Origin of the sequence: Dyella sp., assembly GCF_036746095.1 — a bacterium.
Lineage (GTDB): Bacteria > Pseudomonadota > Gammaproteobacteria > Xanthomonadales > Rhodanobacteraceae > Dyella_B.
In genome coordinates this window covers 1-23,506 of record NZ_DAIOEU010000027.1, presented here as the reverse complement: position 1 = coordinate 23,506, position 23,506 = coordinate 1, and the positions used below count along the sequence as shown (strand labels likewise).

Annotated in this window: 19 protein-coding genes; 6 read left to right on the top strand and 13 right to left on the bottom strand. The window is 62.3% G+C overall.

Features of this window, described 5'->3' with window-relative positions; genetic code table 11:
* The first annotated feature begins 132 nt into the window (after nucleotides 1-132).
* Together V7M64_RS12310 and V7M64_RS12305 are read left to right on the top strand one after the other, a co-directional pair.
* A complete protein-coding gene (locus tag V7M64_RS12310) occupies nucleotides 133-1,623 on the top strand; it encodes a mannitol dehydrogenase family protein (protein WP_333679445.1) in 1,491 nt (496 codons plus the stop codon).
* On the top strand, nucleotides 1,620-3,230 hold the full coding sequence (locus V7M64_RS12305) for a DUF5597 domain-containing protein (protein ID WP_333679444.1): 1,611 nt from the start codon (nucleotides 1,620-1,622) through the stop codon (nucleotides 3,228-3,230). The genes V7M64_RS12310 and V7M64_RS12305 overlap by 4 nt, the downstream gene beginning before the upstream one ends.
* A gap of 348 nt (nucleotides 3,231-3,578) precedes the next feature.
* On the opposite strand, the gene uxaC is transcribed toward V7M64_RS12305, so the two are convergent.
* Together uxaC and V7M64_RS12295 are read right to left on the bottom strand one after the other, a co-directional pair.
* A complete protein-coding gene (uxaC, locus tag V7M64_RS12300) occupies nucleotides 3,579-5,003 on the bottom strand; it encodes a glucuronate isomerase (RefSeq protein WP_333679443.1) in 1,425 nt (474 codons plus the stop codon).
* Nucleotides 5,004-5,093: 90 nt separating this feature from the next.
* On the bottom strand, nucleotides 5,094-6,356 hold the full coding sequence (locus tag V7M64_RS12295; RefSeq protein WP_333679442.1) for an MFS transporter: 1,263 nt from the start codon (nucleotides 6,354-6,356) through the stop codon (nucleotides 5,094-5,096).
* Nucleotides 6,357-6,795: 439 nt separating this feature from the next.
* Here V7M64_RS12295 and V7M64_RS12290 point away from each other — a divergent pair, with 439 nt between their 5' ends.
* The 4 genes from V7M64_RS12290 to V7M64_RS12275 all read left to right on the top strand — a co-directional run bounded on the left by V7M64_RS12290 (nucleotide 6,796) and on the right by V7M64_RS12275 (nucleotide 13,168).
* A complete protein-coding gene (locus V7M64_RS12290) occupies nucleotides 6,796-9,693 on the top strand; it encodes a TonB-dependent receptor (RefSeq protein ID WP_333679441.1) in 2,898 nt (965 codons plus the stop codon).
* A 105-nt stretch (nucleotides 9,694-9,798) separates the two neighbouring features.
* On the top strand, nucleotides 9,799-11,283 hold the full coding sequence (locus tag V7M64_RS12285; protein ID WP_333679440.1) for an MFS transporter: 1,485 nt from the start codon (nucleotides 9,799-9,801) through the stop codon (nucleotides 11,281-11,283).
* 33 nt (nucleotides 11,284-11,316) lie between these two features.
* Complete coding sequence (locus V7M64_RS12280) at nucleotides 11,317-12,333, top strand: glycoside hydrolase family 43 protein (RefSeq protein WP_333679439.1); 1,017 nt, start codon at nucleotides 11,317-11,319, stop codon at nucleotides 12,331-12,333.
* The gene (locus V7M64_RS12275) at nucleotides 12,323-13,168 is read left to right on the top strand and encodes an aldose epimerase (RefSeq protein WP_333679438.1); all 846 of its coding nucleotides are present in this window, start codon (nucleotides 12,323-12,325) and stop codon (nucleotides 13,166-13,168) included. Before V7M64_RS12280 ends, V7M64_RS12275 begins: the two co-directional genes overlap by 11 nt.
* Before the next feature lie 89 nt (nucleotides 13,169-13,257).
* Here the strand turns inward: V7M64_RS12275 and gspD are convergent, their stop codons facing one another.
* The 11 genes from gspD to V7M64_RS12220 form a co-directional block, all read right to left on the bottom strand.
* The gene (gene gspD / locus V7M64_RS12270) at nucleotides 13,258-15,654 is read right to left on the bottom strand and encodes a type II secretion system secretin GspD (RefSeq protein ID WP_333679437.1); all 2,397 of its coding nucleotides are present in this window, start codon (nucleotides 15,652-15,654) and stop codon (nucleotides 13,258-13,260) included.
* A 3-nt stretch (nucleotides 15,655-15,657) separates the two neighbouring features.
* The gene (locus V7M64_RS12265) at nucleotides 15,658-16,386 is read right to left on the bottom strand and encodes a hypothetical protein (protein WP_333679436.1); all 729 of its coding nucleotides are present in this window, start codon (nucleotides 16,384-16,386) and stop codon (nucleotides 15,658-15,660) included.
* Nucleotides 16,383-17,051, bottom strand: coding sequence for a type II secretion system protein GspM (gspM, locus tag V7M64_RS12260; RefSeq protein ID WP_333679435.1), 669 nt, complete (start codon nucleotides 17,049-17,051; stop codon nucleotides 16,383-16,385). The genes V7M64_RS12265 and gspM overlap by 4 nt, the downstream gene beginning before the upstream one ends.
* Nucleotides 17,048-18,208 (bottom strand): PilN domain-containing protein, encoded by a 1,161-nt coding sequence (locus V7M64_RS12255; RefSeq protein ID WP_333679434.1) that lies wholly within the window; start codon nucleotides 18,206-18,208, stop codon nucleotides 17,048-17,050. The genes gspM and V7M64_RS12255 overlap by 4 nt, the downstream gene beginning before the upstream one ends.
* Nucleotides 18,205-19,083, bottom strand: coding sequence for a type II secretion system protein GspK (locus V7M64_RS12250; protein ID WP_333679433.1), 879 nt, complete (start codon nucleotides 19,081-19,083; stop codon nucleotides 18,205-18,207). Before V7M64_RS12250 ends, V7M64_RS12255 begins: the two co-directional genes overlap by 4 nt.
* Nucleotides 19,080-19,754, bottom strand: a complete 675-nt coding sequence (locus tag V7M64_RS12245) for a prepilin-type N-terminal cleavage/methylation domain-containing protein (RefSeq protein ID WP_333679432.1) — start codon at nucleotides 19,752-19,754, stop codon at nucleotides 19,080-19,082. The genes V7M64_RS12250 and V7M64_RS12245 overlap by 4 nt, the downstream gene beginning before the upstream one ends.
* A 59-nt stretch (nucleotides 19,755-19,813) precedes the next feature.
* Complete coding sequence (locus tag V7M64_RS12240) at nucleotides 19,814-20,224, bottom strand: type II secretion system protein (protein ID WP_333679431.1); 411 nt, start codon at nucleotides 20,222-20,224, stop codon at nucleotides 19,814-19,816.
* The gene (locus V7M64_RS12235; protein WP_333679430.1) at nucleotides 20,221-20,721 is read right to left on the bottom strand and encodes a GspH/FimT family protein; all 501 of its coding nucleotides are present in this window, start codon (nucleotides 20,719-20,721) and stop codon (nucleotides 20,221-20,223) included. The genes V7M64_RS12240 and V7M64_RS12235 overlap by 4 nt, the downstream gene beginning before the upstream one ends.
* A gap of 143 nt (nucleotides 20,722-20,864) precedes the next feature.
* Nucleotides 20,865-21,305 (bottom strand): type II secretion system major pseudopilin GspG, encoded by a 441-nt coding sequence (gene gspG / locus V7M64_RS12230; RefSeq protein WP_333679429.1) that lies wholly within the window; start codon nucleotides 21,303-21,305, stop codon nucleotides 20,865-20,867.
* Nucleotides 21,306-21,365: 60 nt separating this feature from the next.
* A complete protein-coding gene (gene gspF, locus V7M64_RS12225; RefSeq protein WP_333679428.1) occupies nucleotides 21,366-22,583 on the bottom strand; it encodes a type II secretion system inner membrane protein GspF in 1,218 nt (405 codons plus the stop codon).
* A 390-nt stretch (nucleotides 22,584-22,973) separates the two neighbouring features.
* The coding region (locus tag V7M64_RS12220; protein WP_333679427.1) for an ATPase, T2SS/T4P/T4SS family at nucleotides 22,974-23,506 on the bottom strand (533 nt) is incomplete at its 5' end.

Here is a 23,506-nt window from a genome sequence, read left to right as displayed (position 1 = left end):
TCAAAGTCACTGGGTGATTCGCTTCGCACCCCCCTTTCGGGGCCGTCCATTCGGACGTTCTCCGCGCTGCGCGCTACGTCCAGCTTTCGCCGGGATGACGGTTCAACGTAATTTTGGGAGCGGGCGTGGCTCATGATTGATCTCAAGCCGCGGCTATCCAAGCAGGCGTTGGACGACCTGCCCGCGATCGTCACCAAACCGAACTATCGGCTCGACGACACACGCATCGGCATCGTGCATATCGGCACAGGCGCCTTTCATCGCGCGCACCAGGCGGTCTACATCGACGATCTCCTGGCAACAGATCCGGACTGGGCGATTTGCGGCGTATCCCTGCACAGCACCGAAGTGCGCGACGCACTGCACCCCCAGGATGGCCTGTACGGCTTGTTGCTGCTCGGGCAAGAAACGCAGCTGCGCGTGATTGGCTCGATCCGCGAGTTGCTCTGCGCGCGCGACGAGTCCACTGCCATCCTCGCGCGCCTGGCCGATCCCGCCGTGCGGTTGGTGACGCTGACCGTTACCGAGAAGGGCTATTGCCTGGCCGGCGAAGATCTCGATGTTGGCCATCCGGATATCGTGCACGACCTTGCACTCCCGGACGCCCCATGCAGCGCCCTCGGCTACATCGTCGCCGGCTTGCGCCAGCGCCGGAAGCTGGGACTCGCAGCCTACACCGTGCTCAGTTGCGACAACCTTGCCGATAACGGCCATCGCTTGCGCCGGGCAGTGCTGCAATATGCGCAGCGGGTCGATGAAACGCTGGCCGCCTGGATCGAGGCGCGGGTGAGTTTTCCCCGTTCCATGGTCGACAGCATTACGCCAGCAACGGACGACGCCTTGCGCGAGCGTGTCAGCAGCGAGCTTGGCTGCACGGATGCATGGCCGATCCAGCGCGAAACCTACACGCAATGGGTGATCGAGGATCGCTTCGGCAACGAGCGGCCGCCGTTCGAGCTGGCCGGCGCCACCATGAGCCACGATATTGCCGGCTACGATCGCGCCAAGCTGCGCCTGCTCAACGGTGCGCATTCCACCTTGGCATACCTCGGTTCGTTGATGAACCTGGAGACGGTCGCTGACGCGATGGGCGAGCCGCTGCTTGCCGGTTTCATCGAGCGGTTGATGCGCGAGAGCATCGCGCCGGTGATCGCCTTGCCGGAAGGTTTGCAGGCACCGGCGTATATCGATGCGATCCTTGCGCGTTTCCGCAATCCGGCGATCCGCCACCGCCTTGCGCAGATCGCATGGGATGGCTCGCAGAAATTGCCGGTGCGCTTGCTCAGCACGATTTCCGATGCGCTCGCCGCGAACAAGCCGATCGCCAGTCTCTGCCTTTCGATCGCGGCGTGGATGCAGTTCGTGCGCAGGCAGGCGCATCGAGGCGTGGCGCTGGTCGATCCTCTTCATGAGTCGCTGGCCGCCATGGGTCGCGCGTGCACGGGCCACGCTGCCAGCGACGTCGACGCCTTCCTGCAACTCGACGCGGTTTTCATCGCACCGCTATCGCGGGATGCACGATTCATCCACGCACTGCACGCCGCCTATGCCGCGCTCGCAGATGCCTCACCGGCAGCGATCACACACGCCTTGACCGCCGCCATGCACGGGGACCGACGATGAAACGCTTCCTGGCCATGCTTGGCCTGTTCGCCCTGCTCACCGCGCCGGTTGTCGCTGCGGAACTGCCGAAGGTCGTGATGGAAAACGGCGCCAGCCAGCTGATCGTGCATGGCAAGCCCTATCTCATTCTCGGCGGCGAACTCGGCAATTCGTCCGCCGGTACCGCAGCACAAGCCGATGCGATCCTGCCGCGCCTGGCCGCACTGCGTGTGAATACGGCATTGATACCCGAAGCTTGGGAGCAGATCGAGCCGACCGAAGACCATTTCGACTTCCGCCTACTCGATCATTGGATCGATGTGGCCCGCAAAAACCAGATGCATCTGGTGCTGCTATGGTTCGGCAGCTGGAAGAACGGCTTTTCCGATTACGCGCCAGCCTGGGTAAAAGCCGATACGCGTCGCTTTCCACGCGCACGCGCGATCGATGGCGCACCGCTGGATATCCTCTCGACCTTTGGCGAGGAAACCCTGCGCCTGGATAGCCGGGCTTTTGCCGCATTGATGGCACATCTGCGGACGAAGGATCCGCAGCAAACCGTGCTGATGGTGCAAGTCGAAAACGAGGTGGGCCTGGTGGGCGATGGACGCGATCGCTCCGCGTCAGCCGACCGCGCGTTTGCAGGCAACGTACCGGCATCGTTGATCCAGGCATTGCTGGCGAAGCGCGCGGCGTTGACGCCGGAACTTGCCGCACACTTCCATCCGCAGGGACACACCTGGAAAGAAGTCTTCGGCGATGCCGCGGACGAAGCCTTCATGGTGTGGCGCTATGCCGCCTACGCCGACGCGGTGGCGAGCGCCGGCAAGCAGCAGTACGCGCTGCCGATGTATATGAACGCACAGCTGCCGGCGCCGCTCGAACGCGCGGGCGAGTATCCAAGTGGCGCGTCGTATCCCTATTACCAGCAGATCTACCAGGCCGTCGCCACGCACATCGACTTCTATGCGCCGGATATCTACTGGCCCGACTTTGCACACTGGGTGCAGCGTTACCAGGCGCTTGGCAACCCGGTGTTCGTGCCGGAAGCGAAAATCGAGAGCGCGCCGTACAACGCCCTGTTTCTCTACGGCGAAGCAAAGGGCTTCGGCTTCTGCCCGTTCGGCATCGACAGCTTGAATCCGCCCAAGGACAAGCATGACGCGGAACCGCTGGTGATGCAGGCCTATGGCGCCCTCGGTCAGCTTGGCGGCGAACTGGTGCAAGCGCAGGTTGCCGGCCGCACGCGCGGACTGGTGCTGCATGCGACAAGCCCTCGCCCCACGCAGACGGTTTCACTGGGCGGCTATCTGTTCACGGCAACACTGTCGCGCTCATGGCCGGACAAGCACTTGCTGACCAACGATGGCGCGATGCTTCTGCTCGAATCCAAGCCCGGTGAGTTCTATGTCGTGGGCAGTGGCCTCACTGTCACCATGACGCGCGATCCAGACGTGGATGCTCGTGTGGCGGGCATCGCCAGCATTGAAGAAGTGTCGCGAACGGACACCGATTGGAAAGTTGTTCGGCGCTTGAATGGCGATCAGAGCAATCAGGGCCGGCAGCTCAGCATGGATCCCACTCAGATGCGGATTTATCGCGTGCGCCTGTATGCCGCGGAACGGTAACGCGCACGTTTTTCTCGTCATTCCGGCGAAGGCCGGAATCCAGTTTAAATACGTCGTGCGCAGCACACATCAATTTTTATGCTGAGTGCTTCGCACATCGTACTTCACTGGATTCCGGCCTGCGCCGGAATGACGGTTCGCTCCGAAATGTCTCGATGTAAGCCAGAAACTTTTTCTGGAATATCTAGCAAAAAACGTGGGAAAACCTGAGAGGAGCGGGGTTGCTTGTGCTTTAGCGTGTAGCCGAATTCACCAGATCTATTTTGCAGTGACGCCCGGTCCTCGCCGCTCGCTTCGCTCGCACCCCACCCTAGCCCTCCCCTGCTATCGCAGGGGAGGGAACTTGTCTCACAACTTGTAAGCGCGCTTCGGCAAGTCATACGCAAGCTCCACCGCCAACTCCGCCGCCTCATCCTCTTCCAGCCGATGCTCGGCCACCAGCTTGGCAAGAAACGCGCAATCCACCCGACGCGCCACGTCGTGCCGCGCCGGAATCGATAAAAACGCGCGCGTGTCATCGTTGAAGCCGACCGTGTTGTAGAACCCCGCACTGCTCAACGTCCATTCGCGAAAGCGCCACATGCCTTCCGGCGCATCGTGGAACCACCACGCCGGCCCCAGGTATAGCGACGGGTAATGCCCGGCCATCGGCGCCAGTTCACGGCCATATGTGCTTTCATCCAGCGTGAACAGGATCAGCTTGAAGCCCGGCTCGTTGCCGAAGCGGTCCAGCAACGGCTTCAACGCATGCACATAGTCGGTACGCAGCGGCAGATCCGCGCCCTTGTCGCGGCCATGGCGCTCAAACAGCTGACGATTGTGATTGCGCAAGCAACCGGGATGGAGTTGCATGACCAGCCCGTCGTCCAGGCTCATCGCCGCCATCTCGGTCAGCATCTGCGCGCGGAACAGTTCGGCGTCGTCGGCGCTCGCCTTGCCGCGCACCACCCGGTCGAACAGCTTGCCGGCTTCGGCGGCGGCGAGGTTCGCGGCCGCCGCGCTGGGATGGCCGTGATCGGTGGAGGTGGCGCCCGCTGCGGCAAAGAACGCGCGGCGCTTGCGGTGCGCACGCAGATAGCCGCTCCAGCTGTATACGTCCTCGCCGGTGATCTCGCCGAAGGTCTGCAACGCCGACGAAAAATGTTCGTGCCCGGGATCGACCACCACATCGGGGCGATAGGCCGTGATCACCTTGCCGTCCCATCCGCTGGCGCGAATGGCGGCATGATGTTGCAACGCATCGATCGGCGATTCGGTGGTCGCCAGCACTTCGATGCGAAAGCGTTCGAACAATGCGCGCGGACGGAACTCCGGTCGCCCCAGCGCGGCGGTGATGTGGTCGTAATACATATCCGCCGTGCGCGCCTCCAACCGGATGCGCAAGCCGAACACCTCATGGAAAACGTGATTCAGCCACATGCTCGACGGCGTGCCGCGGAACAGATGGAAATTCTGCGCAAACACCCGCCACGCGGCGCGTGGATCGACGTTGGCGCGCGAACCGTCGCGGCGTGGAATGCCCAGGCTGTCGAGCGAGATGCCCTGGCTGTAGAGCATGCGGAACACGTAGTGATCCGGCACCAGCAGCAATTCGGTGGCATTGGCGAACGGCGCGTTGTCCGCGAACCATGCCGGATCGGTATGGCCATGCGGGCTGATGATCGGCAAACCGGCGACCTGCGCATACAACTGGCGCGCGATCGACCGCTGCGTGGGATCGGACGGAAACAGACGATCCTGGTGCAGCTTGAAGGGAAGCATGGCAAGTTTCATGGCGTACGGACATTCCAGGAAGTGAGAGATCGGCTCAGCCGACGCATGGTTCGACGCATGGCGATTTGCCGGCCGAGAAAGCAGAGCGCGTCATGGCAACAGCACCGGCTGCAAGCGTGGCGCCAGCGCATGCACCACGGCCAGCGCAATCAAGTAAGCCGAACCGGCCAGCATGAATACCGGCACGTAACTGCCGGTGGCTTGCAGCAGCAGCCCGATTACGGTGGAGATCAGCATGCCGCCGACCGCGCCGGCGAATCCGCCCATGCCGACCACCGAGGCCACGGCATGGCGCGGAAACATATCCGAGGCCAGCGTATAGACGTTGGCCGACCAGCCTTGATGCCCGGCTGTCGCCATGCCGATCAACGCCACGGCCAGCCACAGATGATTGGCTCGTGCCGCAAAAACGACCGGCATGATCAGCAGTGCGCATATCAGCATGGTGGCTTTGCGCGCGTGGTTTGCGCTCCAGCCGCGGCGGATGAATCGACCCGCCAGCCAGCCGCCGGCAATGCTGCCCAGATCGGCCATCAGAAAGATCACCACCAGTGGCAAGCCAAGTTCCAGCAAGCTCAAGCCATAGCGCGCATGCAGGAATTTCGGCAGCCAGAACAGGAAGAACCACCAGATCGGATCGGTGATGAACTTGGCCGCGACCAAGGTCCAGGCCTGACGATGCCGCAGCAATTGCGACCACGGCACGCGCACCGCAACGGCGGGTTGGTGCCCGATATAAGCCCGTTCGGCCGCGGATAATTTGGCTTGTTCGCCGGGCGTTCGATACGTGCTCAGCCACATCACCAGCCACAGCGCGCTGAGCACGCTGGTGCAAAGAAAAGCCGCCTGCCAGCCCCAGCGTGTCGCAACGACCGGTACCAGCATCGGCGCCACCAGCGCGCCAATGTTCGAACCCGAATTGAAGATGCCGGCGGCCAGTGCACGCTCGCGCTGCGGAAACCATTCGGCGACCGCCTTGATCGCTGCCGGGAAGTTGCCGGATTCGCCCAAGCCCAACGCAAAACGCGCCGCCGCGAAACTGACGACGCCGGTGGCCAGCGCATGGCCGGCCGCGGCGAGGCTCCAGATGCCGATCGACAAGGCGTAACCGATACGCGTCCCGAACGTGTCGACGATGAAGCCGGCGCCCAACAGGCCAATGGCATAAGCCGTCTGGAACGCGGTGACGATGTAGCTGTACTGCAGCTCGCTCCAGCCCATGCTCTGCTGCAGGAACGGCGCCAGCACGCCTAGCACCTGGCGGTCGGTGTAATTGATGGTGGTGGCCAGCAACAGCATGGCGCAGACGCGCCAGCGATACCTGCCGACCCTCGCAACGGGCGATGTGGTCATGCTTGCTTCGCCTGGTTTATCCATGTCACGTACAGCCCCACTCGCATCCGGCCGCTTGCGCGGCCCCTCATCGAACATCGGCATACCCTGCCTGGACCGGCCCGGCGCCTTTGCCCGGCACCGCTCCGCCAACCGGGGCGGGCGCATATTTGTTAGCGCTATCATTAACACAGGCAATGACAAAAACCACCTTGCATAGCCGCAAAGCCCCTTTTCCGCGCTTCGTAACCAGCCTGATTTGGCTGTTTTCCCGTTATTTTCCCGAAGTCGGCGTGCCGTCCACCTCTCATGCTGCCATGCAGCGTGCCACCCGAAAATGTTAGCGCTACCGTTGGCGAACCAAGGGCGGCCGGCGCGCCAGGCAGACATCACGCCAAGTCACTTCACCGGACGTTCGACGGCATAACCAGAGCCATAAGAATTTTGGGAGGGGAGTACGGTGCAAAAATCAGTTGCAAGAACCCTGTTGTCGCGTGCCCTGACACTTGCGTTGCTCGGTACCGCGGGTGCGACCTATGCGCAGGACACATCAACGCCATCGCCGGCGCCTGCGCCGAATCAGCCATCAGCCAACACGCAAAATCAGGCGCAGCCAGCGTCATCCAAGCAGCCCAAGCAACTGGCGACTGTCAATGTCAGCGGCGGCTATCGCAACAGTATCGAGTTCTCCACCAACGCCAAGCGCGATGCGACGAATGTGGTGGATTCGGTGTATGCCGAAGATATTGGCAAGTTCCCGGACACCAATATCGCCGAATCGCTCAATCGCGTACCCGGCGTGCAGATTTCGCGCGACGTGGATGGCGAAGGCATGAACGTGCAGATTCGCGGCCTGGGTACGGACTTCACCAAGATCCTGCTCAACGGCGACCAGATCGCGGTCGCTTCATCCGGCACGCTGGGCGGGCAAAACCAGAATCGCGAAGTCGACCTCGATCTCCTGCCGAGCGAATTCTTCACCCAGCTGACCGTCAACAAGACGCCGCAGGCAGACATGACCGAGGGCGGCATTGCCGGCGTGGTGGACATGCGCACGACGCGCCCATTCGACAATCCCGGTACGCACCTGACGTACTCGGCGCAAAGCGACTACAACTCGATCGGCCACGACGTGAAGCCTCGCGGCGCCGTCATCGGCAGCTGGACCAACAAGTCCAACACGTTCGGCGTACTGGTCGGCCTGACCGCCTCGCGCAGCGACTACGATGTCCGCGGCTTCGAAACCATCGGCTGGACCACACCCTCGCCCGCTGGCGCGCAGTGCGTCGGCATTTCCGGTCCGTGCCAGAGCCCGGGCGGCAGCAGCTGGGTGATTCCGCGCACCGTGCCGGCGAATGCAGGCAATGGCCTGGTTCCCGGGCAAGCCATCAACAGCGCCTGGCTGCTGCAGCACAATCCTGACCTGAACGCGTCGCAGCTGGAAAATGCATTGATTCCGCGCCTGGGGCGCCCGGCCTACATCCAGGGCACCAACGATCACCAGGCGGGCTTGCTGTCGTTCGAATTCCGCCCGGACGAACGCGCGCATTTCTACCTGGATACGTTGTTCTCCAAGCAGGAGCGCGACTTCAACCGCCTGGACATGGACCTGATCGGCCGCAGCGGTTCGATGATTCCACTCAACATGCAGGTGGACAAGAACGACGTGGTCACCAACGCCACGTTTGCCAACGCGCAATACTTCCTGGAAGCCATTCCCTATCGGGAACATGTGCATTTCTACAATATCAATCCGGGTGGCGAGCTGCTGTTCGGCGCCGATGAAAACATCAAGCTCGATTTCCAGGGCTATACGCAACGCAGCTGGTACAGCAATTATCAACCGACGGTGGGCGTGATCTCGCCGACGACCACGGTGAATTTCAGCAATACCGGCGGCCCCTTCCCCACCATCACACCGAGCCTCGATCTCAACGATCCCAATGCAGGCTGGTCGTGGTATCGCTTGCAAGTGGCCAACGAAACGCGCGTCACCGCCAACAAGGGTGCGCGCGTGGACCTGCAATGGGGCGATGACGACAACAATCTGCGCGCCGGCATCGCCTACGACGATATCGCACGCCAGATCAAGGCGTATGTCGACAGCACGGCATGGCAGGGCTACGGCGAAAGCGCCATTCCGAAGTCGGCGATTCCCTCGTATTTCATGCCTGGGCCGGACGGCTTTATCGCGCCGAACTTCAACAGCGTGCTCAATGCCACCCACTATCCGTACTACACATCGATTGCGCCAATGGCAACGGGCGCGGTTACGGGCGCCAACGTCGGCGGTATCGAGGAGAGCACCTGGGCGTGGTACATCGAAGGCAACGGCAAGTTCGACCTTGGCGGCCACGACCTGCGGATCAACGGCGGTGTCCGTCACGCCTATACCGGCCAGGCCGTCACCGGCCCGGTGATTACCTCCACCGGCAAGGTCGGCGCCGGCACCGTCGAAGACAGGAACGCCTATGGCATCTATCTGCCCTCGTTCAACGCCGCCTTCAACGCGACGGACAACATCGTGCTGCGCCTGGCGGCCTCGCGCTCGATGACACGGCCCGACCCGAGCGCGATGACGCCCGGCGTCAACTACACCGATCCGGCCGCGGAAATCGCCAGCGAAGGCAATGACAAGCTCAAGCCTTATCTGGCGACCAACCTGGATTTCGGCGGCGAGTGGTACACCGGCAACGAGGGCTACGTGGCGCTGGACCTGTTCGGCAAGCGCATCACCGGCTTTACCGTCAACCAGACCAGCCTGGTGCCCTTCAACTCGCTGGGCGTGGCGTTCGACAGCCTGACGCCGACACAGCAGCAGTCGCTCGATCTGCGCGGCGGCCCCGATTCGGCGCAGGTGCAGGTGACGCAGCAGGTGAATGCGAACGGCACGCTTTCCATCAAGGGCGCCGAAGTAACCTGGGTGCAGCCGCTGGACTTCATCTACAAGGGCCTTGGCATCCAGACCAACTACACCGTCGTCTCGCAGCGAAATATCGGTTCGGGCGTGCCGGCCCAGGCGATCGGCATCTCGCCGCACACGTACAACCTTACCGGTTACTGGGAAGGTCATGGTGCGACGTTGCGCCTGGCCTATGTGTGGAATTCCGCGCAGATCAGCTCCACGCTGAATCAGAACGGCCTGCCGTTCGGGCAGATCAAGACGGATGCGCGCGGCCAGCTCGACTTTGGCGCGAGCTACCAGTTCGAGCATCTGCCATCGAAGCCGATGATCACGCTGGATGCGACCAACCTAACCAAAGCCAACTTCCGGCAGACGTTCACCTACTCCAACGCCACGTATGCGTTCTACACCCCGGGCTTTACGGTCATGCTCGGCATCCGCGGCAGTTTCTGATCGCACTTGATGAACCGGTGGCCCGCCTCGCTCAATCGCATTGACAGGCGGGCCGTATCGTATCCAACTTTCGACGACGCCCGAGGGAGCCACGAGTCAGAACGCATGAATAGCATTCCGCGAACGCTTACGGTCCTGGAAAAAATCGGCTACAGCCTTGGCGACCTGGCTGCCAACCTGATTTTTCAAACGCTGGTGACCTTTCTGGCGTTCTTCTACACCGACGTGTTCCGGATTCCTGCCGCGACCGCCGCCAGCATCATCTTCGTCGTCGGCATGTTTGGCGCGTTCGTGTTCACACCGGCCATCGGGTTGATGGCGGACCGCACGCACACGCGCTGGGGCAAATTCCGGCCATGGGTGTTGTGGACGGCGATTCCGTTCGGCGCGCTGTCACTGCTTGCCTTCAGTACGCCTGCGCTCGGGCCGCAAGCCAAGGTGACTTATGCCTGGGCGACTTATTCCCTGCTGGTGTTCGTGTATGTCGCGAACAACCTGCCGTATGCGGCGTTGAGCGGCGTGCTGACCGGCAACATGGCCGAGCGTAACAGTCTTTCGTCATATCGCTTTGTGGCAGTGATGGTGGCGCAATTCATCATCCAGGTGTTGTTGCTGCCGCTGGTGTTGATTCTTGGCGATGGCGACAAGGCGCGCGGTTTCCACAACGTCATGACATTGTTCGCCATCGTTGGCACGCTGTTCTTTTTGATCACCTTCTTTACGACGCGGGAACGCATCGTGCCGCAACGCGACCAGACGTCGAGCATCCGCGACGACCTGGCGGACCTGCTGCGCAATCGGCCGTGGCAGATCATGCTGGCGGTGACCATTCTGGTGTTCGTCAATCTCGCCTTGAAGGGTGGGATGTACATCTACTACTTCAAGTATTACCTCAACGACGCACAGCTTGCTTCGTTCCTCGATGGCGTCGGTTTCAACGGCTTTATCGCGGGCTTGAATCGACTGCTTGCCGCGCTTGGCCTGACCGAGTTCCGCTGGCCGAAAGATGCGCCGACGTCGGCCTTCAGCCTGTTCAATGCGCTCGGCATCATTTTCATGATGGTCGGCATCGGTTTTTCCAAGCGGCTGGCGGACCGGTTCGGCAAGCGCAACGTGTTCCGTGGCGCGTTGCTGGCGTCGACGCTGTTTCTGCTTGCGTTCTATGCCTATCCACCAACGGCGGTGGCGCCCGTTGTCGTTTCCTATATCTTCCACGGCTTTTTCTACGGCATCACCATTCCGCTGCTGTGGGCGATGATTGCCGACGTGGCCGATTACTCCGAATGGAAAAACCGCCGCCGTGCAACCGCCATCATCTTTTCCGCCATGTTGTGCGGGTTGAAGGTGGGGCTGAGCGTCGGTGGCGCGCTGGTGGCGGGCATTCTGGCGCTCTACGGTTATCACGCCGACGCGCCGGTGCAATCGGCCGATGCCGTCACCGGCATTCGCCTGGCCGTGAGCGTGCTGTGCTCCCTGCCTTTTTTGGCCGCGGTGGCGTTGATGTTCCTGTATGAGATCGACAAGCCACTGGAGCTGCGTATCGAGCAGGAACTGGGCGCACGCCGGCTTGAGGCGGCCCTGCCTTCCTGAATTTCAAAACAACTTTCTCGATGGATTTGTTTGATGTCCGACGAAACGGAAAAGCGCGACCTACCTGCATTGGCCGCCAATGCCATCTCAGCGCCCTTGGTCACGCACCTGTATACCGCCGATCCTTCCGCGCATGTCTTCAATGGCGCGATCTACATTTATCCCTCGCACGATATCGAAGGCGGCACGCCGTTCAACGACAACGGCGATCATTTCTGCATGGAGGACTATCACGTCTTTCGCATGGACTCCCCCGACGGCAAGGCCATCGATTGCGGCGTAGCGCTGCACGTGAAAGACGTCGCGTGGGCAGCGCGGCAGATGTGGGCTCCGGATGCTGCCAGCAAGAACGGGCGTTACTACCTTTATTTTCCAGCCAAGCGCGCGGACGGCATTTTTCAGATTGGCGTGGCGGTGGCGGAGCGGCCGGAAGGTCCGTTCACGGCGGAACCAGAACCCATTCGCGGTAGCTATTCGATCGATCCCGCCGTATACGAGGATGATGACGGCGCCCACTACATGTATTTCGGTGGCATCTGGGGCGGGCAGCTGCAGAACTATCGCGACAATGCGTATGACGAACGCCACGAGGAACCTGCCGGCGACGAGCCCGCGCTAGGGCCCCGTATCGCGCGGCTGAGCGATGACATGCGGCAGTTTGCGGAAGCATCGCGCGAGGTCGTCATTCTCGACCAGGATGGACATCCGCTGCGGGCAGGCGATCATGCGCGCCGCTTCTTCGAAGCGCCGTGGCTGCACAAGCACGAAGGCACCTATTACTTCTCGTACTCCACCGGCGACACGCATTTCATCTGCTACGCCACCGGCGACAATCCCTATGGGCCATTTACCTACCAGGGGCAGATTTTGAGCGAAGTGGTCGGCTGGACCACACATCACTCCATTTGCCAGTTCGCCGGCAAGTGGTACCTGTTCTACCACGACTCGGTTTTGTCGGGCGGCGCCACGCATCTGCGCTCGATCAAGATGACGGAATTGCAGCATGATGCGCAGGGCCGAATTCTGCGTATTGATCCCTATGGACGTTGACACGGGAAACATACTGCCGCGCGCCCATGCGCTGACGCCGTTGGCGCCTGGCGCTCGTCTACGGATCCGCCATGGCGAAATGGTGGTTGATGTTGCTCCAGAAGCGGGCGGTCGCATCGCGCAGATCACGCGTAACGGTTTGCCTTGGCTGGTCGATTACGATGCGAATCATGCCGCGATGATTGCGTGGGGCTCCTATCCCATGCTGCCTTGGGCGGGTCGCATCCGGCATGGACGATTTCGCTTTGAGGGTCGGGATTATCAGCTGCCGATCAATCTGGACCATCACGCAATTCATGGTGTTGCGCTGGCCATGCCATGGCGGGTCGATGCGCATGCACCCGCGCATGTCGAACTATCGCTTGCGCTGCCTACCGATGCGCACTGGCCTTTCGGCGGCTCGGCTCACCAACACATCGAGGTGAGCGAAGATCAGCTGAGGATGACGCTGACGGTACGTGCAGGCGAGCGTGCGATGCCGGTGACGATCGGATGGCACCCATGGTTTCACAAACCTAATCGCGTCGATATCCACCCTGGCCTTGTCTACCCGCGCGACGCGGAAGATATTGCTACCCTGCCCTTGGCCGATCCGCCGCCCGGCCCTTGGAACGATTGCTTTCTCAACGACAAGCCCGTAGTCATTCACGGGCAGGGGCAAAGCGTCCAGCTTACGTCAAGTTGCGATCACATCGTGGTCTATGACGAACCGACGCACGCGACGTGCATCGAGCCACAAAGTGGGCCGCCCGATGCGTTCAATCTTGGGCGCGCGGCGTATTTGTCGCCGGATTCATCGCTATCCGTCTGGTTGCTGTTGAAATGGCTGAAATAAGACAACCCGCCGTTGGGGTCGCAGAAACGCTTGCCGAAGGCGTGTAGCCTGGATGCTGGGATTTGCGTTGCTCATCCCAGCCTAGTTACTTATCGCCGCAACGGATATTCCAGCGGCGGTGCTTTCTGGCCGTGCAACGGCGCCAGCGACTCGAACTTCTCCTGATATTCGTCGGTGATCTGCTTGGCATCGTCGCTGCTACTGATCACACGCGGCGTGATCAGCACAATCAGCTCCGTGCGATCCTTTTTGTTGTCAGTTGAACCAAACAACTTACCGAGAATAGGAACACGGCTTAAAAACGGAACGCCAGAATTGGCACCGATATCCTGTTGTTGAATAAGGCCACCGAGCAGCACGGTCTGGCCGTTCTGCACACTTAGCTGAGTGGCGATCTGGCGTTGCGAGATAGTGGGATTGTTCGCGCCACTGGCAATGCCCTGGGATTGACTGACCTGCTGGTCGATATTCAAGTAGATCAGGCCACCTGGGTTCACACGGGGCTGCACGTCGAGAATGACACCTGTATTGATGTATTGAACTTCGCCCACGGTAGTGCCTGTACCTGTGCCTACGCCTTGGTAGTAGGTCTGGTTCACCGGTATCTGGTCACCTACCGCGATGTGCGCGACTTGATTGTTGAGAACAACCAGCGACGGCGCGGACAGTGTTTTTGTATTTTGGCTGGTTTCCAGTGCATTGAGCGCAACCTGGAACTTTCCGCCTGGACTCAGGAATGAATAGTAGAAGGGCTGCCCACTGTACGTGTTGGTTGAGACACTGCCATTGCCAATTCCACCGCCCAGGCCAATCCAGCGGTGCGCACCAGGATAGCCTGGCGTAAATCCATTACTGGTTTGCTGGCCGCCGGCCAGTCCCTGCAAATACCACTGTACGCCGAACTGGAATTCACCCGTCAGCGATACCTCGAACACCCGCGTCTCGATCTGCACCTGCAATGGTGCAACGTCGAGTTGCTTGATCACGCTGAGTATTTCGAGCCACTGTGCGGGGCGCGCACGAACCAGCAACTGATTGTTGGCACTAACCGAACCGATGCGAATGCTGCCGTCTTTCGAGCTGTAGCCCTGGTCCTGACTTTGTGTATTGGCTAGACCACCGTTCGAGCCAACGCCACTTATACCGGTACCAGTGCCGGTCCCCCCTGTCGACGAGGAACCAAAGCCTCCGCTCGAATAAGAATTGCCGCCAATACTACTGCTGCCACCGATGCCACTGGAAAGCCCGCTGCCGGTGCCACCTGCAGTAGAACTACCGAAGCTGCCGGCGGTACTGCCCATACCACTGCTATTGCCACTGGCGTTGTTGCCTATACCTAATGTGGTGGCGCCGCCTGCGCCAGGCGCAACGCTGCCGCCGCGGTCAGAAGATCCGCCGCCATTGTCGGTGTAGATTTGCGCCAGATAGTGCGCCATGTCAGCGGCAGCAATATTGCGCACGTCATAGACGTACAACTGCGGCTCGTTGCCGCCACCCAGATCGATCTTCGCAATCCAGTCACGAATTTCACTGAGATAGCTCGGCTGCGTGCTGATCACCACCAGCGCATTGGTGCGCTTGATAGGAATAAAACGGAACATGCCGGCCAATGGCGTATCGCCTTTTGGACCGAACATGCCATCAAGCTGCGGCATCAACTCTTCGACGTTGGCGTGTTGCAGGTTGAACACGCCGACGGACATGCCGCGCAGCCAATCCACATCGAAGGTGTGGATGGTGCGGCTGTAGTTATCGAGTTCGTCGGGCGTGCCCGATACAACGATCACGTTGCGGGCATTGTCGACCAGCAAGATCGAATCCGCGCGTGCGAACGGCTTCAGCAGCTTCTGCATCTGGTCGGCAGCGATGTAGTGCAGCGGAAACAGGCGCGCCTGCAAGCCACCAGCAGGTGCCGCAGCGCCAAGGCTGGGTGCAACATTGCCTGCCACGGCGTCTTTCTCGGGCATCACGACGTAACGCCCATCGGTTTTCACCAGTGCGTTATGCGTCCACGACAGCAGCGTCTCCAGGATCGGCATCGCCTGGCTGCTGTCCACCGGCTCGGAGGTGGAGAAGGAGATGTTGCCCTGCACACCCGGCACGATGGTGTAGTTCTCGTGCAGCAGGTCGCCGAGGATCGCTTTCACCACCGCCTGCACCGGCTGGTTTTCGAAGTTGAAGGTCACCGCACCGGCGCCGGAAGCGGCGCGCCGTGGCGTGGCAAGGCCGGTCGGCTTGACGAACTGCCCGGTGCCTTCCTTGATGCTGGCCACCGCCGGCGCCGGTGGCGTGTTGTTGAGATTGTTGTTGAGCGGCTCGGGCTGTGGCGCGGGCTTTTCGGTGCCGGCGACTGCCTCGCGTTCCAGCTCGTGGTTGTCCTGCACCATCGGCTTGTTGGCCGCGCAGCCGCTCAGGAAAACCGCCAGCGCGATCGCGCCGATGCGCAGGGCATGGCGTGGGTTAGGTTGCGTGCGCGTGTGTGACATGGATCAGTGTTCTCCCTGGTTCCCTTGTTGCCGTTGCTGTTGCTGCTGGGAACGCTGCTTGAGGATGGCGGCCCGGAGTTTTTGCAAGCGCTCCGCTTGCGCATTGTTGGGTGAGGGCGATGGCGGCGTGGGATGCATCATCTCGCCGTTTTGCGGCTGCGGTGTGCCCGGCCCCGGTCCCGGCGGCGGGTTCATCGGTACCGCGCCTGCTGGCGCATTGGGCTGGGGGGCCGGCTGGTCGATGGGCGCACCGGCAGGCAGTTTCAGTTCCGTGCGTCCGCTGGGCGAGGTGAAAATGGCCGAGCGAGGTAATACCTGGATCAACTTCCAGTTGCTGTCGGGCAAGGTCGCTCCCTCGCGTACGCTTACCTGTTTGTCTTCATCTTTGCCGTTGACGGGGCCGAGCAAGGCGATGTGCAGCTTGGGCGTAAGGATGATGCCGGTGAGCTGCAGGTCGCCCAGGCTTACGCCTTCGCTACCGCCGCCCTGGGTGACGATCGGTTTGCGGTCGGCGCTGAACAAAGGGTGTTCCCAGGTTTGCGCATAGCTCGGCAGCGGCGCGGGCGTAGGCAGCATCACGGCGCGCGCGGCCGGCAGCGGCGGCACCGGGCGTGGCGGATCCCAACTGACGCCATGCCCCACGCCGAACAGCAGCGACACCAGCACGATGCCGAGCACCGCCACGGCGGCCGCGAACACAGGCGTCAGACGACGTTGCGAGGCGGCGTTCATTCCTCGTCCCCTCCTGCCGGCTGTTCGGTCGGGTTCGCCCCATTGCCATTGGCCGGCGGCGTGCCGGACGCATTGGATGCACGCACGTAGCCGGCCAGCGTGAACTGCACTTCCAGCGGCGCGACGTTCTTTTGCTGGTTGACCAGCGGATTGCGGTACACGCTGAAGTCCTGCACGAACAGGTACGGCTTGCCTTTCTCCAGCGTGTAGAGCAATCCGACCAGCGGCTGCATGTCGCAATGCAGGCTGATGCTGACCACGACCTTCTGATAAGGATCGGTGGAGGTCGCGCCTGGATTGTTCACTGGCATTTTCTGGCTGACTTCGCAGCTGCCTTCTTGCGCGAACTTGGCGGCATCGTCCACCACACGCTGCATCAGCGCGGCCGATGCTGCATTGGGATCGCTTTCCGGCAGGAAGGTGCTGCTGTCGGTCTGGTTGTGGCCGAGTTCTTCGATGCGTTTTTGCAGTTGCGGCTTTTCCGCGATGGCGGCGGCGTAGCGGCTTTGCGTGTCGCGCAGGTCGTCCATCTGGCTGTCGACGTCGCGCAGCGGCGACACGAACCACCAATGCAGCAGCAGGAAATACGCCAGCACCAGCACAAGCAGCAGCAGGCCTATTGCCGCGATGCGGCTTTCCGCCGGCTTCATGGGCCGCATCTTCATGGCGTGCCTCCTGCGCTGCTGCTCGCGGCAGGCTTGCCGGTGGCAGGCTTGTGCAGCTGCGCATCCATGAAGAAACGCTCTTTGTTGGTGGCCGGGTCGCGCTGGATCACACCCTGGAAGTTCGCGCCGGTGAGCAGCTTGCTGCCTTGCAGGACGTCGATCAGCGAAGCGGCTTTGGCGCTCTGCCCCTGGATGCCGACGCGGCCGGAACTGTCGACGGTGAAGCGCTCCAGCCAGGTGTCGTCCGGAATGCGTGCGGTGAGGTCTTGCAACACGTCCACTACGGCAACGGAATCGGTCTTGCGCTTGGCCAGGAAACCGGCGGCGCCGGTGCTGTCTTCCAGTTGCTTGCGCAGCTGCGCGATCTTCTGAGCATCGGCGCGCATGTCGTCGACCTGGGTCTGCATGGCGGCGAGCGCTTCCTGGCGGTTGTGCAGGTATTGGCCCAGGCACAGCACCAGCAGCAGCAATGCCCCCACAGCGAGCGCAAGGTTGAGCCGTCGCCGCGGATCGCGATGCGCGCGTGCGCGTTCCGGTGGCAGCAGGTTCACGCCGAGGCGCGCATCGCCGTCGCACAAATCCACCGCGTCGATGGCAATGCCGGCATTGCGCAGATGTTCGAGCTTGGCATCCACCGCGGCGCGCGGGGCTACCACCAGTTCGGCGGCGATGCGGCCGGCCGGCGCAGGGCTCTTCAGTTCGCGCAGGTCGTAGTAAACCTGGTCGACACGGAACGGCGTTTGCCGATCCATTTCGAACGCGCCTATCTGGCGCAGGTTGTCGCGCGCGGCTTCGGGCAACAGCAGGCGACGGCGCAACACCGCTTCCTGCGGCAGGCACAGCGCCAAGCGCAGATCTTGCTTGTCCACGTCAGCCACGGCGGCATTCAACAGGGCTTGCTGCTCGGGCGCATCCAGCGTGTCGGCCCACGGCGCCGATGCTTGCGGCTGGCCGCTGCGGCGCACGGACCATTGGCCGTCGTGATGGTGCAGCAGGCACCATACGTTGCCGCCGCCGAAAAATGCCTGCCAGCGCACCGGCAGCAGCGCGCGCAACTCGCCCCACCACCAGGCGAAGAAGGCCGGCAACGGCGAGCCGCGCCATGCACGGCGTGCGCGCTCAAGTTGCGGTCGCAGTGTCTGCGTTGCGGAATTCACTCCCCGTCTCCCTCTTGCCAGCGCAGCACCGCAAAAGCCTGCGAACCGGGCCGATATCCTTGCAAGCGTACCGTGACACGCAAGATAGCGCGCGTGCCGTCGGCGAGCTCGGCCTCTGAACGAATACTATGCGTGATGCCATTGTTGGCGACCAGCCCCGCTGCAGCATTGGCGCCTGCCGACGAGGTGGGACGCGCGGCGATGATCGCTGCGGCATGTTGCAGATCCATGCCAGGAACCGACGCCAGGGCAAGCAGCGGCGCGGTGTTGGGATCGGGGCTGGCGCGGCCTGACCAGATCGTGACGTACGGCGCAATTTTCGCGTAGAGATCGGGTGTGATGCCCAGCACCATCTGCAACTCTTCCACACTGGCAAACGGGCCGTTGCGCGGACCATAGTCGCGGCCGGCCGCAACGTAGGCCGCCTTGCGCTGCGCGATCTGCTGCGGCGAAATCGGAAAGCTGCGCCAATCGACGATCGCTTGCGTGATCTGGCTCGCATGCGGCACATCGACACCCGCGTTCTGCAGCAAACGCGTGAGCACATCGGGCGACGCTGCGTTGAGATCCACCTTGCCGCTTTCCGCCGTGGCCGATACACCGACTTTGGCATGCTCGAATTCGAACGGATAGACGCGGCCGTCGGCAATCCAGCGGTCGTTGACGTTGGGCGCCTGCAGCGCATAGATCGCCCGCATCACGCCCGCTTCCGCGGCGTAATGCGCCCGCGCCTGTTCGAATTGGTAGCTGGACTGCAAGCCTTCGGTATGCGCCAGCACCGCGTATCCGCCCAGCAGGATGGCGAGCAAGGTGCAGGCCCACATCACCAACAGCAAGGCGACGCCGCGTTGATGTCTGCCGAGCGTGCGCGTCATGGCCCCACTCCCGGTCCGCGCAAGCCGCGCAGCAGGTTGCCCGGTCCCTGCATGGCCGCCGCATTCACGCGCAAGGGCACGCTCAGCGTCGGCCACGGGCGGTCTTTATCCAGCGCCAACTTGATGGTGACCAGGTTCGGCATGGTCGCGGGCGCGTTCCAATTGTTTTGCCAATCCATCGGCTGGCCTTGCTGGTTGAGGCCGCGATAGCTGAAGCTGCCATCGACCACGCCGTCCAGCAGCACCTGCGGTTCACCCAGCGCCTTCGGCTCGCCGCCGTCGGGCGGCAATACGGCAAGGCTGGCGACCAGTTGCTTGCCGTGTTCGCCATCGACCAGTTTCACTTCGATCAGCTGCGGCCCCATGCGCCCGAGATAGCCGGGCAATGGCGCGACGAAACGCATGCTGTCGCCGCTGCCGACGAAGAACACGCCGTTGCCGTCGTTGTCGTGCGCCATCGGCTGCGCCATTGCCTGCGCGAGTTCGCGGCTCAGGAACTGTTGTGCGGAACGTATTTCGTCGAGCTGCTCGATCTTCACCGAGCCGGCCTGCACGGTGTGCGTGGCCGAGCGCACGCCGGAGTACACGCCGAGCAGCAGCAGCGCGAGCAAGGCCATGGCGGCGAGGACTTCGAGCAGGGTGAAGCCGGCCATTTGTTTGCATTGGCGCATCGCCTCTCTTCCGGAGGGAGAGGGGTGAGCTTTGCGGCAGGGTTGGCGCATGAAGTGCATCATGGCGCGTTGCTACCGATCCGCAGCGTGCTGAAACGCGCCGTGTGCTCGAACGGCGCCGCGCCCCACATCACATCGAGATCAAGCTTGTACATCCGGAACGCGTAGGGCGTAGTTGCCGGCGCACTGTTCGGCAGCGTCCAGGGCGAGACCTGCAAGCGCCAGCGAAAGCGCTTGTCGAACTTTCCTTGCGTTACGCCAGGCTGCAACGGCTCCAGTACAAAACGCGTATCGAGCGCCGAGCGCGCCCACAACGCCGCCTGCGTATAGTCGGAGGCCTTCTGCGTCAGCCGGATCGAACCGCCAGCCACTTCCATCAGTGCGCCGAAAGCGATTGCCAGCAACATGATGGCGGCGATGACTTCCAGCAGGCTGAATCCCCGTGCATGGCGGCGAAGCGATCGGCTCACGTGTGCTTGGCCGTATCGAAAATGGTGATGGCGCCCGTCAGCCACGACACGTTGACGTGCCATTCGCGCTGGCCGCTGCGCAAAGTAATGCGTCCGCCGGTGGAACTGCCGTCAGGGAAAAAACGAATGCGTGCGATCTGGCCGCCGGATTGATCGCTGGCGGCGCTGGTAACGGAAAGCGCCAACCCTTTCGGCAGACGTATGTCGTGCTTGTCCGCGCCGCGATACGTGGCCCCGGTGGTATCCACCTCGAACACGCGCTGCTCGCCGTGCACGATGGCTTGTGTGCGCGTGGCGCGCAGCGATGCGGCCAGTTCGCCGGCCGCGGCATTGATGCGCGCGCTGGCCAGGCCATGCGCCACCGAGATCGACACCGCCGCGGCGGCGATGCCGATGAGGATGATGACGGCGAGCATTTCCAGCAAGGTGAAGCCGCGCGCGCTTTTCTCTCTCGTCGTCCCGGCGCACGTCGGGCGCCTGTGTCTTGCTCGCCCCACCAAGTCGCTAGGCCCCGGCGTTCGCCGGGGCGACGAATCGGTGGTGCTTTCAAATACGTGCCTGGAACCGCTCTCGTCGCGAGAGCAGTTCCTCGCCCTGATCCTCTTCCCCATGGGGAAAAGAAGTCGGGCGCGCGCATCAATCACTGCCAGTTCCCCACATCCGCGTCATAGCCCTCCCCGCCGGGCTTGCCATCGCGGCCATAGAAAATCAGGTCATAGTTGCCGTGCTCGCCCGGATACTTGTAGCCAAAGTCGTGACCCCACGGATCCTTCAGCTGCGACGGCTTGACGTACGGGCCCTGCCAGTTGGTGGCATTGGCAGGCTTGCTGACCAGATCCCCGATCTGCCCGGGCGGCGAACCGTTGTCCAGGGCATAGGCGTCGATGGCCTGGCTCAAGGTGGTGAGCTGGGCTTTGCCGGCACCGAACTTGCCCTTGTCCACGCTGCTGCCGACCTGGCGCACCACGATGGCACCGACGATGCCGATCAGCACGATCACGGCCAGCATTTCCAGCAAAGTGAAACCCGCGCTGCGATGAGGGTGGCGCAGCTGCCGGGTCCGCGGATATCTGTACTGCATAGGTTGGTTTCTCCGTATCGAAGCGTGGAATAAAAAACTATGGAATTCGGACAACGGCGATCATTGGATGTTGCTGGTAAGGCTGAGCAGCGGCAGCAGGATCGCCGCCATGATGATGGCCACGAACACCGTCATCACGATGGTGAGCGCGGGCACCAGCGCGGCCAGCAGGCGATCGATCGAGCGCCGGCTCTCCAGCTCGAAGGTGTCGGCCACCTTCAGCAGCATGGTGTCGAGCTGCCCGGCTTCCTCGCCCACCTGCACCATCTGGATGGCCAGGCGCGGGAAACGCTGCGATTGACCGAGCGCGAGACTCAAACCGTTGCCGTCTTTCACCATGTCGGTGGCGTGCACCAGCGATTCGTCCAGTGCGCGATTGGAGGTGACCATGCGCGCAATGCCCAGGGCGGACAGCAATGGCACGCCGTTCTTCACCAGCGTGCCGAGCGTGCGTGCAAGGCGCGCGGTTTCCACCTTCAGCACCAGCGGGCCGATCAGGCGCATCTTCAACAACCGCTCGTGCCAGGCCAGGCGCGATACCGGATCGCGCATGCGCGAGCGCCAGATCATGACGCCGCCGACCACGATCGCGATGATCAGCCACCACCAGTCCTGCATGGTCGTGCCCAAGGCAAGGACGACGCGGGTGATCCAGGGAATCGGCACCTGCATGTCCTGGAAGATCGGCACGAACTGCGGCACCACGTAGGTGAGCAGCAACAGCAGCGAACCGAGCACGCCGACCATCAGGAACGCCGGATAGATCAGCGCATTGATGATGCTGCCGCGCAGCTGTTGCGTGCGCTCCAGGTAGTCGGCCAGGCGGCGCAGCGTGTCTTCCAGCGAGCCGCCGACTTCGCCGGCGCGCACCAATGCGATGTAGAGCTTTGGAAAGACGCCGTGTTCTTCGTCCATCGCTTGCGACAGCGGCGTGCCGCCGCGCACGCGATCGCGCACGCGTTCGATCAGTTTCTTGGCGTGCTCGCCTTCGGGCAGATCCATCAGGATGCCGAGTGCGCGATCCAGCGGTTGGCCTGCGCCAAGCAGCGTCGCCAGTTGATGCGTGAATTGCGCCAGCTGGTCGCCGCTGAAAGGGCCGCGCTTGAACAAGCGTGCGAAACCGCCGCCGGCGCCTTCCGCATCCGCGGGCTTGGCTTCCAGCGGTGTGTGGCCCTGGTCCTGCAGGCGCACGATCACTTCGTCGAGGCTGGCGGCCTCCATCTGTCCTTCCACGATTTCGCCGGAGGTGCTGACGGCGCGATAGCGGAACTGGCTCATAGATGGGGCTCCTCCCCCTGCAAGCAGGGGGAGGTGGGGAGGGGGTTGTTCGAGCTTGCCGTGATGTTTGAAATCATCGCGGAACTGGGGACTTCACCCCACCCCAGCCCCTGAGGTATCCACAGGTTTTTTTGCCAGCTAACTCGGAAAAATCCTGGGGTTACATGGAGTCCATTTCGAAGCGAATCGTCATTCCGGCGAAGGCCGGAATCCAGTCCAAATACGTCGTGTGCAGCACACATTACTTTTTTATTCTGAGTGCTTCGCACATCGTGTTCCACTGGATTCCGGCCTTCGCCGGAATGACGAACAAAAACGTCGGGATACCTCAACCCTAGCCCTCCCCTATTGCACGTAGGGGAGGGAATAAGTCGATGCAGCTCGCGGCCCTCAACCCTCTTGCGTAACACGCAACACCTCCTCGATGGTGGTGATGCCCGCCACGGCCTTGGCGATGCCGTCCTCGTACATCGTGCGCATGCCCTCGGCGCGCCCCTGGCGTTCGATTTCGCTGGCATCGGCACGTTGCATCACCAGGCGGCGAAGGGAGTCGCTCATCACCAGGAATTCCATGATGGCGCGGCGGCCACGGTAACCGGTGGGATTGGACGCGCTGGTGCCGGGTTTCCACAAGCGGATCGGTCGCTCGTCGGTGTATTTCTCCAGCTCGAATTCCTTGATGACTTCCGGCGGCGCGTCGTAGGGGATGGCGGTTTCCGGGTCGAGGCGGCGCACCAGGCGCTGCGCAAGGATGCCGTTGACGGTGGAGCCGAGCAGGTAATCTTCCACGCCCATGTCGAGTAAGCGCGTGACGCCGCCCGATGCGCTGTTGGTGTGCAGGGTGGACAGCACCAAGTGGCCGGTCAGTGCGGACTGGATCGCGATGCGGCAGGTTTCCAGGTCGCGCATTTCGCCGATCATGA